The 16,057-nt window shown below is 64.8% G+C and carries 18 protein-coding genes; 7 read left to right on the forward strand and 11 right to left on the reverse strand.

The features are described 5' to 3' along the window. Positions 1 to 39: 39 nt before the first annotated feature. From GFY24_RS24295 to dinB, 4 genes are all read right to left on the reverse strand, one after another. On the reverse strand, positions 40 to 390 hold the full coding sequence (locus GFY24_RS24295) for a metalloregulator ArsR/SmtB family transcription factor (RefSeq protein WP_153807418.1): 351 nt from the start codon (positions 388 to 390) through the stop codon (positions 40 to 42). Further along, positions 387 to 848 (reverse strand): SRPBCC family protein, encoded by a 462-nt coding sequence (locus tag GFY24_RS24300; RefSeq protein ID WP_153807419.1) that lies wholly within the window; start codon positions 846 to 848, stop codon positions 387 to 389. Before GFY24_RS24300 ends, GFY24_RS24295 begins: the two co-directional genes overlap by 4 nt. Before the next feature lie 73 nt (positions 849 to 921). Further along, on the reverse strand, positions 922 to 1,770 hold the full coding sequence (locus GFY24_RS24305) for a class I SAM-dependent methyltransferase (RefSeq protein WP_153807550.1): 849 nt from the start codon (positions 1,768 to 1,770) through the stop codon (positions 922 to 924). Positions 1,771 to 1,866: 96 nt separating this feature from the next. Then, the gene (dinB, locus tag GFY24_RS24310; protein WP_153807420.1) at positions 1,867 to 3,093 is read right to left on the reverse strand and encodes a DNA polymerase IV; all 1,227 of its coding nucleotides are present in this window, start codon (positions 3,091 to 3,093) and stop codon (positions 1,867 to 1,869) included. A gap of 162 nt (positions 3,094 to 3,255) precedes the next feature. Between dinB and GFY24_RS24315 the strand changes: the two genes are divergently transcribed. Next, positions 3,256 to 3,879 (forward strand): carbonic anhydrase, encoded by a 624-nt coding sequence (locus tag GFY24_RS24315; RefSeq protein ID WP_153807421.1) that lies wholly within the window; start codon positions 3,256 to 3,258, stop codon positions 3,877 to 3,879. 31 nt (positions 3,880 to 3,910) lie between these two features. Here GFY24_RS24315 and GFY24_RS24320 read toward each other — a convergent pair whose 3' ends face one another. Then, positions 3,911 to 4,147, reverse strand: coding sequence for a hypothetical protein (locus tag GFY24_RS24320; protein WP_153807422.1), 237 nt, complete (start codon positions 4,145 to 4,147; stop codon positions 3,911 to 3,913). A gap of 9 nt (positions 4,148 to 4,156) precedes the next feature. Further along, the gene (locus tag GFY24_RS24325; RefSeq protein WP_153807423.1) at positions 4,157 to 5,482 is read right to left on the reverse strand and encodes a S8 family serine peptidase; all 1,326 of its coding nucleotides are present in this window, start codon (positions 5,480 to 5,482) and stop codon (positions 4,157 to 4,159) included. A gap of 154 nt (positions 5,483 to 5,636) precedes the next feature. Between GFY24_RS24325 and GFY24_RS24330 the strand changes: the two genes are divergently transcribed. Continuing rightward, positions 5,637 to 6,857 (forward strand): serine hydrolase, encoded by a 1,221-nt coding sequence (locus GFY24_RS24330; protein ID WP_153807424.1) that lies wholly within the window; start codon positions 5,637 to 5,639, stop codon positions 6,855 to 6,857. 87 nt (positions 6,858 to 6,944) lie between these two features. Here the strand turns inward: GFY24_RS24330 and GFY24_RS24335 are convergent, their stop codons facing one another. Further along, entirely contained in the window at positions 6,945 to 7,304 is a 360-nt protein-coding gene (locus tag GFY24_RS24335; RefSeq protein ID WP_153807425.1) for a hypothetical protein, read from the reverse strand. A gap of 355 nt (positions 7,305 to 7,659) precedes the next feature. Here GFY24_RS24335 and GFY24_RS24340 point away from each other — a divergent pair, with 355 nt between their 5' ends. After that, positions 7,660 to 8,643 carry a DUF1353 domain-containing protein gene (locus GFY24_RS24340; RefSeq protein WP_153807426.1) on the forward strand — a complete coding sequence of 328 codons (984 nt, stop codon included), beginning with the start codon at positions 7,660 to 7,662 and terminating at the stop codon, positions 8,641 to 8,643. Positions 8,644 to 8,674: 31 nt separating this feature from the next. Here the strand turns inward: GFY24_RS24340 and GFY24_RS24345 are convergent, their stop codons facing one another. Further along, a complete protein-coding gene (locus tag GFY24_RS24345; RefSeq protein WP_153807427.1) occupies positions 8,675 to 9,217 on the reverse strand; it encodes a helix-turn-helix domain-containing protein in 543 nt (180 codons plus the stop codon). 63 nt (positions 9,218 to 9,280) lie between these two features. Here GFY24_RS24345 and GFY24_RS24350 point away from each other — a divergent pair, with 63 nt between their 5' ends. Together GFY24_RS24350 and GFY24_RS43030 are read left to right on the forward strand one after the other, a co-directional pair. Beyond that, positions 9,281 to 10,111 (forward strand): alpha/beta fold hydrolase, encoded by an 831-nt coding sequence (locus tag GFY24_RS24350; RefSeq protein ID WP_153807428.1) that lies wholly within the window; start codon positions 9,281 to 9,283, stop codon positions 10,109 to 10,111. Positions 10,112 to 10,366: 255 nt separating this feature from the next. After that, positions 10,367 to 10,489, forward strand: coding sequence for a hypothetical protein (locus tag GFY24_RS43030; RefSeq protein ID WP_255458725.1), 123 nt, complete (start codon positions 10,367 to 10,369; stop codon positions 10,487 to 10,489). 34 nt (positions 10,490 to 10,523) lie between these two features. Here GFY24_RS43030 and GFY24_RS24360 read toward each other — a convergent pair whose 3' ends face one another. After that, the gene (locus tag GFY24_RS24360) at positions 10,524 to 12,428 is read right to left on the reverse strand and encodes a GTP-binding protein (protein ID WP_153807429.1); all 1,905 of its coding nucleotides are present in this window, start codon (positions 12,426 to 12,428) and stop codon (positions 10,524 to 10,526) included. Positions 12,429 to 12,619: 191 nt separating this feature from the next. Further along, positions 12,620 to 13,465: a DMT family transporter gene (locus tag GFY24_RS24365; RefSeq protein ID WP_153807551.1), complete on the reverse strand. Its 846-nt coding sequence runs from the start codon at positions 13,463 to 13,465 to the stop codon at positions 12,620 to 12,622. Between the two features lie 516 nt (positions 13,466 to 13,981). Between GFY24_RS24365 and GFY24_RS24370 the strand changes: the two genes are divergently transcribed. Together GFY24_RS24370 and GFY24_RS24375 are read left to right on the forward strand one after the other, a co-directional pair. Further along, positions 13,982 to 14,380, forward strand: coding sequence for a PPOX class F420-dependent oxidoreductase (locus GFY24_RS24370; RefSeq protein ID WP_153807430.1), 399 nt, complete (start codon positions 13,982 to 13,984; stop codon positions 14,378 to 14,380). Positions 14,381 to 14,476: 96 nt separating this feature from the next. Then, complete coding sequence (locus GFY24_RS24375) at positions 14,477 to 14,905, forward strand: DUF2871 domain-containing protein (RefSeq protein ID WP_153807431.1); 429 nt, start codon at positions 14,477 to 14,479, stop codon at positions 14,903 to 14,905. Between the two features lie 162 nt (positions 14,906 to 15,067). Here GFY24_RS24375 and GFY24_RS24380 read toward each other — a convergent pair whose 3' ends face one another. Further along, positions 15,068 to 15,919, reverse strand: a complete 852-nt coding sequence (locus tag GFY24_RS24380; RefSeq protein WP_153807432.1) for a DUF11 domain-containing protein — start codon at positions 15,917 to 15,919, stop codon at positions 15,068 to 15,070. Positions 15,920 to 16,057: the final 138 nt, after the last annotated feature.

A 16,057-nucleotide genomic window follows, 5' to 3' on the forward strand; every position in this document is an offset into this window, starting at 1 on the left:
TTCTTTCCATGTTGGTTGTACTTCGATGAATTCGCGGGTCTATTGCGCGGAGCGCTGTTCGCCGGCGCGCGCGATCGCCTCGGCGAGACGTTTGATCCGGCGCAGTCGGGCGTCCCATTCGGAGCCGACCGAGGCCAATTGCGCTACGGCACGCGCTAATTGCGTCTCGTCCACCCGGTATCTGCGCTCACGCCCGGCGGGTGTGCCGTGCACCAGACCGACTCGGTCGAGCACGCCGAGGTGCTTGGCAATGGCCTGCCGGGTGACGGGTAGTCGTTCGCTGAGGCTGGTGGCCGTGCCATCGCCATCGGCCAGCAGCAGGTCGAGCATGCGGCGACGGGTCGGATCGCCGATCGCGGACCACAGGTCGTCGTCGACGACAATCGTCATAGCGTGGACACCAGCCCCGCGATGTAGTTTCCGAGGCGGGGGATGAAGGTATCCCACCCGTCGACATGCTCCTGGTACTGCTCCTCCAGCTTGGCCACCTCCCAGCCCATTTCACGGAATCCGGTCTCGACCATGCGGATCTTCGTACCGCTGCCGGACGGGGTGAGCTCGAAGGTCACCAGCATCGAATTGACCGAATCGTCGGCCTTATCGTCGGGATAGCACCACCGGAACGCGAATACCCGGGGCGGTTCGGCGGTGACCACGGTCATCGGCATGACTTTGGCGCAGTCGCCCCAGACGAGTTCACCGACCGCGCCGGGCCGCACCTCGAACGAGGCGTCATCGGTCCACCACTCCGAAATATGCTCGGGGCTGCTGACCACTTCGAACACCACCTCGGGTGGGGCGTCCACGTGTATTTCCCGTTCAATGCTGCCAAATTCGAGACTCGTCATACCGACCTCCATGTGCAACGTTTGGTTGCACATCACGTTAGTCGACGACCCGGCAACACGCAACCATCGGTTGCTAAATGGTGGCGATCAAAATCTGCTCGGAGCTGGACGGGCGCAAACCATCGGGGCGGTGGGGGAAATACCGGTCGGCAAGCTCGTCGGCGGAAACATGCCGTGCCGCCGCGAACCCGGAATCCATTGCGAGCGAGACGATTTCATCGGGGGAGTAGAAGCTGATGAACGCATTGCCCGCGGCCCGGGCCATCCGTTCGGTATTGGCGCGGCCGGGCTGCTCCGCCGGTTCCACCAGCGGCAACGGCAGTGTGAACGTGGTGACGAACGTCGAACCGGGCGCGAGCTCGGCGGCCTGCCGGAAAGTATCGGCATTCGCCTCGGCGGTGAGATACATGGTCACACCGAGCGATGCGACCACCGCGGGCCGCGCCGGATCGAATCCGTGCACCACCAGCCGATCCCACCAGGACTGCGCCTCGAAATCGACCGGAACCAGTGTGAGATGCTCCGGCACACCATAACCCGACTCGATCAGACGACGGCGCTTCCACTCCTGCGGCCCGGTCTGATCGACCTCGAAAATCCTTATGCGCGAGGCGATATCGGGCCGCCGCTGCGCGAAAGTATCGATTCCCGCACCCAGCAGCACATACTGATCGACCCCGAGCGCCGCCTGCTCGGCGACCAGATCGTCGATCAGCCGAGCCCGCGCCACAATGGTCGCGCGCACCCGGGCCATGACCTCCGGATTCATATCCGGCCGCTGCCGCCAGCTATCGCCGGGCGCGGCCAACTCCAAGCCGATCACGTCTTCGAGTACATGCGGCAGCGGATCGACCTCGACATGCAATGCGCGCCAGAGCGCGACCCGCAGCGCGGTGTCCTCGGGGGCGATGGTGTTCAGCATCCCCCAATCCTGCCCTGCCTCGCCGCCGCTGTCGCGGAACATGCTCAGGCAACTCATCACGCCCGCCCGAGGTTGACTGCTTTTCGCGCGCTCGGGTCAGTCCGGCAGGATGGGAACCGACAGCCCCTCGCCGCGCCCGAGCAGTGCCGCGCGCGTGACCGTGCCCGCGCCGAAGCGGTCGCGCAGGGCATCCAGGGTCGAGTCGAGCGTCGATTCCGCGCGATGCTCCAACGGGAGTGAGAGTTGCATGGTCTCGGCGTCATCGAGATTGGTCAATGCCAACCCGACCAGCGTCAGTCCGCGCTCGTGAATCAGCGGCAGCGCGGAGGCGAGCAGAGTGCGCGCCGCCCGCAGAATGGCCTCGCCGCTATCGGTCGCCTCCGCCATCGAATGCGAGCGGGTGGCCCGCCCGAAATCATCGAATCGCAAGCGCAACACCACGGTTCGGCACACTCGCCGAGCCGCGCGTAATCGGTGACCGAGCCGATCCGCCAATCCGAGCAGATACGCCTCGATCTCGTCGTCGGTCCGTACCCGGCGACCCAGCGCCCGTTGCGCACCGATCGACCGCCGCCGCTTCCCGGTCTCCACCCGCCGCGGATCCCGCGCCCAGGACAGCGCATGCAAATGCCGTCCGGCGGCGGGCCCGAGCACCCCCGCCAAAGGTCCCTCACCCATCTCGGCCAACTGCCCGACCCGGGTGATCCCACGCTCCCGCAATTCCCGCGCCTTCACCTCGCCTACACCCCACAACCGCTCCACGGGCAGCGGATGCAGAAACTCCAACTCCCGATCCGGCGGAACCTCCAGCAGCCCATCGGGTTTCGACACCGCACTGGCCACCTTCGCCAGAAACTTGGTCCGCGCCACCCCCACGGAGATCGGCAAACCCACCTCCCGCCGAACCCGCTCCCGCAACTCCCGCGCGATCTCCACCGGCGATCCCGCGATCCGCCACAACCCACTCACATCCAGGAAGGCTTCATCAATCGAGATGCCCTCCACTTCCGGAGTGGTATCCCGAAATATCTCGAACACCGCCTTACTGGCCGCCGAGTACGCCGACATTCGTGGCAGCACCACAACCGCATGCGGACACAGCCGCAACGCCTGCCGTGAATTCATCGGCGTCCGCACTCCGAACGCCTTCGCCTCATAACTGGCCGCCAACACCACCCCCGACCCCACCAACACCGGCCGCCCCCGCAACCGAGGATTATCCCGCTGCTCCACCGAAGCATAGAAAGAGTCCAGGTCAGCATGCAGAATCGCGGCCCGCTCAGGGCGCTCCCCACGACTCTGCTCACCAATGGACACGAACATATGTTCGCATACCCATCGGTCTGATGTGCTGAGCTCCCAAGGAAAGCGGATAAGGTCCGGCTCGTTCTTCGCCTGCGGGAAGGCCGGCGCAGATTGGAGATTTGCTAGACCGTAACTGAATTGCCGCTGTCGGCTCGGATCCGCTATGGAAGATTGGGGCTTATGCCGCACTCCGATCCGATTGGTGCCTGGAAGTCGCTGCGCGAGGGAAATGAGCGCTTCGTCAATGGCACACTGCAGCACCCGAGTCAGGGTGCCATCGCCCGGGCCAAGCTCGTCGGCGGACAGCAACCGCATGCGATTCTGTTCGGCTGTGGTGACTCCCGGGTCGCGGCCGAGATCATCTTCGATCAGGGCCTGGGCGATATGTTCGTGGTCCGCACCGCCGGGCATGTCATCGACAGCTCGGTGCTCGGATCCATCGAATACGGTGTGCACGTACTGGATGTTCCGCTCATCGTGGTGCTCGGCCATGACAGCTGCGGCGCGGTGCGCGCCACCATCGAGGCACTCGACAATGGTGATGTCCCAGGCGGATTCATTCGCAGCATCGTCGAACGCGTCACACCCTCCATCCTCATCGGCCGCCGCGAGGGCCTCGAGGAGGTGGACGACCTCGAAGCCCGGCACGTCGAGGAGACCGCCCGCGTACTCATGCAACGCTCGATCATCATCTCCGAACGCGTCGCGGCCGGCGAATGCGCGATCGCCTGCGTGACCTACCAATTGGACGACGGCCGCGTCACCCTGCATCGCGCGATCGGCAATATCGGCGAAATCGCCTGACCAAGCGCGGATCCGGTTGTCGCTGCGGTTGTTACGCGTCACTCTCGGTCGGGCTGATGCGCGGGTCCGCGTAGATCTGAACGAGGGGGACGCCCGTGGTGAGTCGTGCCGCTGCCGTGTCGCTCACCCGCAGCGCGAACAATCCTGCGGCCGGGTCGACGGGGACGAGGCCGAAGGGCATATCGACCTCGTCCTCCGTCAGGCGCAGGGTTTTCAGTGCGTCGGCCAATGTCGCGTCTGCCGATAGTCGGAGGGTGAGCAGCGGCATGCCTCCACGCTACGCGCGGACCTCGATCTCGCGGAGTTCGGTGAGCACGCCGGCGCTATCGATGACGCCGTAGCCGTAGTCATAGTCGAAATCCGTCGTTCCGCGTCGGATCGTATTGCGGCGCAGCATGTCCCGAAGCTGCGCCGGAGACACGGTGGTGGCGGGCCAGTGCGTGCGGATGGCGGCGACCAGGCCGGCGGCGACGGGGGTGGCCGCGGAGGTTCCGGTGTCGGGTGTGCCCGCGCCGAACGCGGTTGAGCCGAGGAAATGGGTGTAGGTGCAGACGTCCGGCTTCCGAGCGGTGAGCCGACCCGGGCCCTGGGAGGAGTAGCCGACCCGCGTATTGGTGGTGTCGACGCCGCCGATACTCAGCACGCTCGCATGCGAATTCGCGCCGCCGATCGGCTTGTCCTTATACGCGCAGCGACCGTCGGGGCAGTCGCGGCCGCAATTGCCCGCGGCGAAAAGGATGTCGGCTCCGGCGGACTCCAGCGAGCCGACGATCACATTGAACGGATGCGACGGATTGTCCGAGTAATTGCCCGGATTCCCGACCGGGAAGTCCCACTGCGACGAGAACGAACCCCAACTGTTGCTGACCACGAGCGCACGGGTGGCGGCGGGCTGGTCGGTGAGCACCGTGCGCAGCTGCGCGTAGCCCGCGAGGGCATCGGACAGCAGTCCATCCATCGTGGTGCCGCCGTGCCGGGTACTGCGCAGCACCGGGAAGTCGAGCAGACTGGCCTGCGGTGCGGCGATCAGCGCGTCGAAGGCGCACATACTGCCGTGATCGACCGGGAATTGCCCGGGCTTGCCGGTGACGCCCGGCGGATTCCAACTGCGTTGCGCGTCGATGTTGACCGAGCCGCCGTGGATTTTTTCCACGAACGCGGCATTGATACCGGTGTCCACAATGGCGAGCGCGACCGCCGCGCCGGTGAGCCCGGCCGTAGCGAATTCGGTTGTGTGCAACAGGGTTCCGACATCCCTCGATGTCCCGACGGGACCGGTGTCGCCGCAGGTAAGCACACCTTCGACGACCGGATCGGCGAAGATGCCGGTGATCGCGGCGGACTCGGTCAGTCGTGGCACGACGGTGGCGAGGTCCTCGTCGGCGATCTCGCCTCGCACCAGCACCGTCGCGTGTTCGGGTGCCATGGAGTACGGGACAGCACTGTCCTGCCGATATCCCGGGACCGCGACCGGTGTGTAGGTGTGGTCGATAACCACATCGGGCAATCCGCCGAGCACTTCGGCGGCGGTGACATGGACAGCGGGATCGGCCACTGCGGCAACCAGATCGACTGTCGGACGAACCTGAATCAGCACGCGCATGATCACCATGCTGCCTGCGCGGCGGCGAAAACGTCAGCCGGAGGTCCGAATTCACTTTCGTGTCCCCGCGCGTCGAGGCGAATCCGGCGAGTTCTCATGGAATCCTCAGCGCGCGCAATGATCTCTACCGATCGGTCCTCTCTATCCTGGTCGAATGAGCCCAGGTGCGATAACGATCGACCCGAAGCTGGAAACCGTGACGACCGCCGGACCGGAGGACGAGGCCGCCACCGCCGGCGTCGACCCGAGCGCGATCGAGGCGATCTGGGAGTCCGTACAGGATTGGTATCGCCTCGGCACCACCCCCGCGATCCAGATCTGCCTGCGCCGCGACGGCAAGATCCTGCTCAACCGGGCGATCGGCCACGGCTGGGGCAATGGACCCGCGGATGCACCCGACGCGCCGAAACGACTCATCACACCCGATATGCCGTTCTGCGGATTCTCCACCGCCAAAGGCGTCGCCGCGGCACTGATGTTCATGCTCATCGAGCAGGGCGCATTCGCGCTGAATGATCCGGTGAGCCACTACATTCCGGAGTTCGCGGCCAACGGCAAACAACGGATCACCATCGGCGATGTGCTCTCGCATTCGGCGGGCGTCCCATTCATCACCCCGCCGTACCGCGGCACCGATCTCGTCCTGGACGAGGATCTGGCCGTGCACGGACTCGCGGACTTGAAACCCAGTTGGCGGCCCGGGCGATTCCGTGTCTACCACGCACTGACCAGCGGCCTGATCCAGCGGCTGCTGGTGCAACGCGCGACCGGCAAACATATGCGCGACCATCTGAGCGAGCAGGTGCTGAACCCACTCGGCTTCCGCTGGACCAACTTCGGCGTCGCACCCGGAGACGTCGATGAGGTCGTCCCGAGCGTGAAAGTCGGCCCCGGACCGTCCCGCGTGTGGCGGCACCTGGCGGGCCGCGCACTGGGCGGCGGCCTCTCCGGCCCCACCTCCGAGGCCGACACCCGAGCCTTCCTCACCGCCGAACTGCCCTCCGGCAATCTAGTCACGACCGCCTTCGAACTTTCTCGGTTCTACGAGATCCTGACGCGCGGAGGCGAATTGGATGGTGTCCGGATCATGCGCCCCGAAACCCTCCAGTTGGCCACCCAACCCGCTCGCCGAATCCCCGGCGCGGCCGGCCGCGTCTCGGTGGCCGGATACGAACTCGGCGCACGCCGCTCGAAATTCGGCCATCACACCGAAACCCATTTCGGCCGTAGCGGTTTGACCACGCAATACGGTTGGTCCGACCCGGCCCGCGGCCTCTCGGGCGCAATTCTCACCAGCGGTAAAGCTGTCGCCGACACCGGCCGCCCCTGGCAACTGGTCGCGCAAATCTCCGGAGCCGTGCCTCGACACAAGTGAATGAGCCGCTGTGAGTGTCGAATTCACTCACAGCGGCTCAGCCATAGAGGTTCAGCTCAGTCTCGCCGCGTGTCGCGTGGACGGATCTCAAGCTCCGGAGCCGCGCGCATCCAGCTGCTTGCGGGCTTCGGCGAACCACGCCTGCGTGCCGACCAGTCCGGCTTCGATGTCCTTGCGAGCGCCGTTGAATCCGTAAAGGCTGCCCGCGAAGACCATGAGCACAGACCCCTCCTGTTCACCGAGTTCCTCCAGCATTTCGGTGTCCTGCAGCAGGTAGGCGACCCCGGCGATATCCCCGCTCGCCCACGCCTCGCGATACTCGTCCCAACTGTCCCTTTTCACCGCGACGGCACGCTCGACCAGCTCCTGTTGAAGCGCCTTGCGATCGGCCTCGCTGGGCTGCCGAGATTTGAGGTGGTCCCAGTTGATCGGTTCTGCGTCGGACACGTCCGGACTCCCGTCCCTATGGGTCAGTTGATGAACTGCGATTGCCGAAAGCTCCTGCGCAATGTATCCCGCCGGGAAATTATCGGTTTCGCCAGCCGGGGTGCGGGCGCGGGAGCTGAAGCGGCCCAGCCGATTAGGTGCGGTCTCAGCTGTAGTTGCCGAAACGAAGTATTTGGGGTGGGGTCGAAAATAACCCTGCTCTGGGCAGATCGAGACTCCAATGATGAGACCCCGGAATGGGTTCCGGTTCCGACCGATGGCGTCACAGTGACGCTCCGCCTTCGACCTTGGCCGAGACCGAATCGCCGCCGTAGGAAACCCCGCGTGTCCTGCATGTTCCTGTCATTCTGAGGGCATGAAGCTCACTGTCGAGCAGAGCGGCGGATCGTTCTACGACGGCGGTCGGGAGGCGGCCCAGGAAGCGGCCGAGCAGATCGCACCCGGGGCCGTGGTGATCAATACCACGCCGACTCCTGAACCGCCGCGGCCACCGGAACCACCGGCCGAGCCGACACCCGATCTCACCATCTCCATGGAGCGGCTGTACGACAAAGCCGGTGCACGGGAGGAATTCCGACTGCTACACCGGATCGGCTATCTCGACGACGCTCCCGGGATAGGTGTCGGCGAGATTCTGGTGCCCGCGGATCTGGAGCATTGGACCACCGACCTCACCTCGGTGCCGTCCTTCCTGACCTGGCTGGTACCCAAGACCGGAGCCCATCTGCCCGCGGCGATCCTGCATGACGGTCTGGTGCTGAACAAAGATGAACCGCAGAGCTATATCGCCCGCCGCAAGATCCATCGCGATGAGGCCGACCGAATCTTCCGGGATGCGATGGCCACGACCGGCACCGGCCTCATCCGTCGCTGGATGGTGTGGTCCGCCGTCACGGTCGCGACCATGCACGAGGCACGGCAGGTCGACTGGACGACAATCCAGAAGTGGCACTACCGAATTGCGCTCTGGGGCACCCTGGCCGTAATCGTGCTGCTCGGCGTTTGGGCGACCCTGGACCTGCTGAATGTTCCCGGAGTTCCGGGGCTGCCATGGATGGGGGAGCGGCCGATCGCCGCGATTGTCGGCGGTCTCTCCGGGGCGATCGTCATCCCGCTGCTGCTCGGCATCACCTGGGGAAAGTTCCGAATCGCCGGGTGGATCATCGGTCCGCTGGTGGCATTGATAATCCCCGCCATCCTGCCGATCGTTCTCATCAGCTGGTTGTACATGGGAGTCGAGAAGCTGCACTCGTGGCGTCCTTGGCTGGCAAAGACTTTGGCCATCGTCTTCGTCGCGACATCATTCGGCGTTTTCATCGCGTCTTGGTGCTTCGCCTGACTCGATCGGCCGGTGCGTCAAACGTGCTTTGTCACTTCGGCGATGGCGGTTGCTCGCCCGGGAAGAGGATCGGGCTGATCAAGTACGGTCTGCGGCCAGGCCCGGGCTGGTTCGCGGCGAGCGGTGCGACGAGATCGCGGAAACCGGTGAGCATGGTTTCGAGCTCTTCGGGGCTGAGCCACACGGTGCCCTGGCGGTAACCGACCGAGTCGGCGACGGGGTCGGCGTCCGCTCGATCGAGGTAGGCATTGAACTCCGCGATCAGGACGGCCATGGCGGCCGCGAACCCTTGGCGGTGGTCGTCCGGGGTCATCACGCTGCCCGCGTCGGCGGTGATGGCCGGTCGGTCGGGTCGCAAGCGGTAGGAGCGTTCCACCGCGCCGCGCACTCGTCGCTCGTCACCGATCTCGAGCATGCCCCCGTCCGTGAGCAGGCCGAGTTGGCGGTAGACGCTGGTGCGCGGCACGTCGGGCATGCGGTCGCACAATTCTCCGGCCGTACGTAACCGGCCGCCGGACAGTGCGTGGATGATGCGCAATCGCACCGGGTGCAGCAGGAGCTCGGTGGGGTCCATACCCCTACTATCCCATTTCTGGTACCGTTTCCAAAGTTGGTATTGAACCGGAGGGTCACCGCCATGCGAAATGTACCTGGACGACGAATCATGTTGTGCGGCAACGAGATCTACTACGAAGAGGCCGGAACCGGGGACACCCTGGTGGTTTTCGAATCCGGCGCGGGCGCCGGACGAACCCTCTGGGATCGGATCGTACCGCTACTCGCGAACGTCGCGCACACCGTCGCCTACGACCGCGCCGGCCGCGGCCGCAGCAGCCACGCCCCCGAACCACAGAGCATCGACGACATGGCGGCCACCCTGGTGGCATTGGTCGAGGCGCTCGCACCAGAACGAGTAATCCTGGCCGCCCACAGCATGGGCGGACTGATCGTGCGCCGCGCCGCGGAATCGCTCTCCCCGTCCGGCCTCGTCCTCATGGATCCAACGCCGGAAAACGCTCCCACCTACGACAATTGGGCACCCACCGTCAAACAGACCGACCGCATTCTCGCAGTACAACAGGCACTCAGCCATATCCCGCCACTCATGCGAATCCTGACCCGCTCCTACGGTCGCAAATTCCCCGCCGACACCTACGCCACCATGCTGGCCGAAGACTTCGCCCCCGCCGGCCTAGCCCAAACCCGCCACGAAATAGCGGCCGTCGCCGCAGCCATCCCCGAATTCCGCACCCGCCCACCAGAACCCCCGAAATCCGACATCACCGTCATCTCGGCAACCCACGCTGCCCGCTACCAGTCCCGCAACCTGGATACCATGCGCGAATACCAACGCCGATACGCCGACCAGCTCGGCGCACACTTCGAGGATTCAGCCTCCGAACACATCATCCCCGCCGAACAACCCGAACAAGTCGCCGCCGCAATCCGCCGACTGGTGAACGGATAGGCATCCGTAGGCGCAGCTAGGAGCACCCGCAAAGCCCAGGACCCACAACAACATTCACCAGAGATGGAAGTTCATGTAGCTGCTGGTCAGGCGGTGTCGCACGGTTCGTGGTGCGCGGCAACATGATTGGCGCTTGGTTGCTGACGAGGCTTGATCAGCAGCGTGCAGGATGGGGTCGTAGCGCCGCGGGTGTTCGCGGATGAAGAGTTGCAGCGGCTACGGGAGTTCCCATACGGAACAAAATAGGGTGACGGCATGGATCACGATGTGCGGCTACTCCATGCCTCGTCGTTCGGTTCGGCTGCGGCCTCCTACGCCGAGCACCGCCCGGACTACGCGACGGCCGCAGTGCGCTGGGCGCTCGGGCCCGCCCGTTAACAGCTGAACGAACGCCGTTGCTGGGGCGTTCTTTTCAATCGACACCGGGACGGTAGTCGAATGGCTGGGACCACCAGATGCCCTCACCATATGTGATGCCTGCGAGCGCCCGGTGGACCGTATCCACGTGGCGGGCAGCAATCGATCCGTGGATCACACAGGTCCGCAAATTCGGGACAGCGTCATCGATATCTGCTGCGAGTGAGCTCAAATAGGACGAGACGGTCGCAAAGGCAGCGGTCGGCACGGTGGCCTCGAATCGGTGATACGGCTCGAGTAGTCGCGTCCCGGCTGCGCGTAGTGCGCGGTCGAGCACGATCGGTGTCAGGGCGCGGAAGTCCGCGGCCGTGGTGATCGGTCCGACGAAACCGGTATGAGTGAGCACAACGATGCAGTCGGTGATCGCATGCCCCGACGGTCCGCGCCGCAGACAGGCGTGCACGGATTCTTCAATGGCGGAATGGAATGCGCGTGGCAGCGTGCCGAACCTTGTCTCCCGGAGGAACGCGACCCCCGAACCCGCTGTGGCCGCAGCGACACGCAATCCGAGAGTAGCCCAGTATCCGCTGGGGCTGGGCGCGCGATGGCCGAGTTCTTCAATCGCATGACCGATCCCGGTGACTTGCTCGACGTAAATCGGTTCGCTGTCCCGGAATTCGGCGTCGATGCCGAATTCTGCGGCGAGAGTCGCGGCGATGATCTCTTTTTGGATCTCCCCGTAGAGCAGGATCGATATGGAGCCGTCGGGTTCGAGTTGGACGTGCAGGAGCGGATCGTGTTCGCTCATCAACTCGAGTGCGGCGTGCAGGCGCGTTGCCGGGCCACCGCGGGTGCGGACCAGGGTGCGCAGCACGGGTGCCGGGAAGTCCGCGCGCCGCCCGACCTCTGGAGCGTCATCGAGTGCGGCGAGCCGATCGCCGACGCGGACCCAGGGCAGCCCCCTGATCGCGCCGATGTCGCCCGCCGACAGAAGGTCGATTCCGCGACGGCCAACCACCTCGAGTGACGCGATGCGACCGGTATTCCGCGCGATTGTCCCATCGGGCGCAATACGTTCCAGGGTGATCTGCTGGCGTGCGCTCAGTGCTCCGGCGAACAGCCGAAGATGCGCGGTCTTCGCTCCCGAAGCCGAGCGCTCGAGGGCGAACACGGTCCCACGGGGCGCACACGAGCCGTGGGCGGGGACGGATGGCAGCAGTTGGATGAGGCCGTTGAGCAGTTCCGGAATCCCTTGCCCACCACGCGCCGAACCGAAGTAGACCGGATGAATACGGGCGGCGGCGGTCTGTTCGGCCAGCAGCAGCGGTAATTCACCAGGACCGAGTCCCGTACCTTCCACGATCCGGGCCAGCACGGCGTCGTCTATGTCGGCGAGCCTTTCGGTGAGGTTGTCCCGGAAACGGTTGTCCGCCAGTATTTCCGGGATCACCCGCACGACTTCGGTGCCCGCATGCCGCACCGATGTCATAGCCAGGAGATGAGGAGTCAGCGTTCTCCGCATCTCGACAATGAGGTCGCCGGTGCGTGCACCGGGACGATCGACCTTGTTGACGAAGACGACGGTCGGTACCCGCAAGCCGCGCAGCATCCGCATGAGCGTCCGAGTGTGGGACTGTACGCCCTCCACCGCCGACACCACGAGTATGGCGGCGTCCAGCACCTCCACCGCGCGATGGACCTCGGCCACAAAGTCCGGATGCCCGGGCGTATCAATGACATTGACATGCGCCCCGCGGTGCGCGAACGCGGCGACTCCTGTCCGCACGGTAATGCCGCGCTGCTGCTCGATGGCACCGGTGTCGGTTTGCGTGGTCCCGGCATCGACACTGCCGAGTGTGTGAATAGCGCCCGTGTCGAAGAGCAGGCGCTCGGTCAGGCTGGTCTTACCCGCGTCGACATGGGCAAGGATCCCGATATTGAGAGTGGGGTGGGTAGGCAATGCCTGAGTCCTCGAAAGTCGCCATCCGATAGAGGGATTGGGGTGTATCGAAAACCTGGCGCATCATCACTCTCCTGATCGGAACCCAAGTCAGCAGAATGGCAACCCGCGGCTCTACCCCGCAAGTCATTTTTCGGGAGCGTTACCCATCGCCCAGCCTCGGCTGCGAGGCCAATTGGCGCCGATCCTGATCAACCTGCCGATTGATCGCGATAGCCCCGCGTCGCCGCCGTGTAGGCGCCGGCGAGCATCAAGGCACATCCGAATAGTTGAAGCCCCGTTGGGTTTTCACCGAGGATGAGCGCCGCCAGCGCGAGCGCGCCGACCGGGACCAGCATGAGGATGGCGGCGCTCACCGTGCTGCTCAGCGCGGGCGCGGCGAGGGCGACGGCAAGCCAGCCGATGAGTTGGCCACACGCGGCAGTCAATGCGAGCCAGCCCAGGGCGGGCCACCCCGGGGCGAAGACCATTCCTCGCCACAATGCCGCGACGGTCGCTGCGGAAACGCAGATGACGAAGTAGGACTGCACCGGCGGTCCGGCATGCGCGGTGCGGCGGAGTAGGAAGAGGAATACCGCGTAGCAGAGCGCGGCGAGCAGGGCGTGGACTGCGCCTCGGAGTGGGTCGGTGCCGGTGGGGACCGACTCGAAAACGCCTGCGGTGAGCAGGATTCCACCGACCATGAGCGGCAGCATCAGCCGGTATGTGCGCGAAATCGGCTCGCGGTCGATGAGCAGGGCCAGCACCGGGACGATGACGACCTGCGCGTTCACAAGTACCGCAGTCAGCCCGGCCCCGACTTCGAAAACCGCTTGCGTCCACAGCAGTGCGTCCGCAGCGAACAGCACCCCGGCCAGCGTCGCGACCATGCCGTGCCGCCGATGTGGTGGGCCTTCCCGACGACGTTCCATGCGTGCGAGCGGCCACAGGATGGGCAAGGCCAGCGCACAGCGGAAGAAGGTGGCGGTCGCGGGGGAGACGCCCGCGAGGGCGATGAATACGCCCGAGGTGGCAATACCGAGCGCGCCCACCGCCATCGTCAAGCGCGTTCGAACTCCGCCCAAGTGTCTCCCGAGCGCCGAAACCGTTTGCCGCCTTGGGAGTCCGACCATCGGGCGACGTTACCGTCGGTCGCTGCGGGGGAGCATCTGATTTTCCGGCTGCCAGGTGTCTGAGAAATCAGCCAGTACCCGCCACATAAATGAGAGAGCGGCGAGCTGCGCGTACCAGGTGAGGATTGTTCAGCGGCTCCTACGCGCGTGCTGCCGAGGAGAACTGGGGCGATGCGGTGCTGCGCGCGGCATTTGCCATGCGCACCTTGGCAACTACCTTCAGGTCCTGCGGAAATCTAGCACAGCTAGACAAGGTAGCGGATGAATGTTACCGTTGCTCTGGTTTCTATCACTGCTAGAATTGAGAAGGGAAGCTGAAAGGCCCATGCCACGACGCAAGACGCGCGGGACGCGGCAGGCAACACAGCTTGCGCTTTCCGCACCCGACAACTTCCGGCTGATCGCCGGGGACACACCTGAATTCACCGAGGGGTAACTGACATGACCTTCACCATCAACGAACAGCAGTTTCTCGCGGAGGCCGGGATCGGGCGGCTGGCCACGGTATCGCCCGACGGCGTTGTGCAGAACAATCCGACCGGCTATCGGGTGAACGCCGACGGCACGATCGACATCGGGGGCATGGGGATGCGGGGTAGTCGGAAGTACCGCAATGTCGAGGCGGACAGCCGGGTGTCGTTCGTCATAGACCAGCAGGTTTCCTTGGAGCCGTACGTGATTCGTGGCATCGAGGTACGCGGCACGGCCGAGGCGCTCGATGACGAGGAGCCACCGTTCCCGCCTCAGGAGCGCGCGATCATCCGAATTCACCCCGAACGGGTCATCTCCTGGGGCATCGACGGCGGATCCTTCGACTTCACCAGTCGCGGCGCCGAGTAGTCGAGTGATGAACAGAAATTCCTCAGGCGATAGACGCAGCGATCCGCTTCATCCCTTTCGCCGTCGACCGATCCACGTACGCGACAAGGGAACTCGATGAAACAGCTCTATTACGCGGCAGTCTTGTATACCGTGCTCGGTCTGGTGGCCGGGTTGTTCTATCGCGACTTCACCAAGTCCCACAATTTCACGGGAAAGACCGAGCTCGCGGTCACGCACACCCACCTGCTGGCGCTGGGCACGCTGTTCTTCCTGATCGTCATCGGGTTGGAGAAACAGTTCACCCTGTCTTCCGGAAGGCTGTATCGCTGGTTCTTCTGGACCTACAACGTCGGTGTCCTGTGGACCGTGACGACCATGACCATCATCGGGATCCGCACCGTGCAAGGGCATTCCGAGAGCAATCCGCTGTCGCACCTGGCAGGTGGCGGCCACATCCTCATGACCGTCGGCTTCACACTGTTCTTCGTCTGCCTGTACCGGCCTGTGGTCGCGACACGCGAGGAGGAACTCGTCCGGTCGTGACGCGGTCAGACGATCCGGCGGCCGGGGCCTGCCCGCAGCGGGCCGAACACGCTGCGCCACAGCATGTTCGGAATATGCGCAGCACAAGGCACGGTCGGTGCGGCTTCGAGGAGCCGCACCGACCGTGTCATCCGAAGTCCGCATGCGCGGTTCGGGGGAATGTCAGGGCTGCGGGGCGCAATCAGCAGGAGGCGCGAATCCCTGGTTTGCCACGTTGTTTCCGAGCAGGACTGTCACTTTCGCCTCGACGGGGGCCTGACCAGTGGCCGTGATCTTGACGGTGAAGGATTCGGTCTTCTCCTTTGCCGTCGCAGTGCAATTCGCGGTCCAGGCGATCTTCTGGCCATTGTCGATGATCGAGAACCCGACGTAGCCCTTCTTGGGTTCGGCGCTGGTTACCTGCACGATCTTGGGGGTGACCCCGGCCGGTGCGTCGACCAGATCGGAGACGGGGGTCTCGGCCCGGCCGAAGGTATTCACCGAGGCGCGGTCTTCCTTGGCGGTCAGCTTCGCACCGCCCTGCCCGGTACCGGTTGTCGTGGTGGTGAGGGTATTGGATGCCGCGGTCGTGTCGAACGCGCCGTTCGGCGCGAAGCCCTTGACCACCGCATCACTGGAAATGGCGGTCTTCGCGGGTGTTTGGCCGTCGACCATAACGGTGAGGGTGGCGGATCCGCTCTTGGCCTTGGTGATCTCGCCCAGATTGAAGACGACCTTCTGCGTACCCTGCCGAGTCCCGCCGGTTTGGTAGACCGTGCTGTTCGGAATGGTCACTTCGGCAACAACATTGGTGAACGAGTCGTTCCCGGCGGTGCTCACGGTGAGCGTGCACGCCACTTCGTCACCGGGGAAAAGGCTGCCGGGAGTCTGCACATCACGGCACTCGTACTTCGTGGTCGGACCCGCCACGGCGTACGCCGGAGCCGTGCCGATCTGAAGCGCGCCGGCGGCGAGCGCAAACGCCGAAGCGACCATTACGGCACGCTTCAGCGCGGGCTTGGGGGCAGTGGTCATGGTCTTCTCACCTTCCTGGTGGGTTGATCAACCCCGCGCTGGCCGCGGTTCGGATCACCCTGGCTTTTGTTTCTGCACCGATGGTCGGCGGTGCGACTCTGCGTCCACCAATGAAGGACTAACGGCCGTTCGCCGTTC

This window comes from Nocardia sp. SYP-A9097 (assembly GCF_009649815.1).
Taxonomy (GTDB): domain Bacteria; phylum Actinomycetota; class Actinomycetes; order Mycobacteriales; family Mycobacteriaceae; genus Nocardia.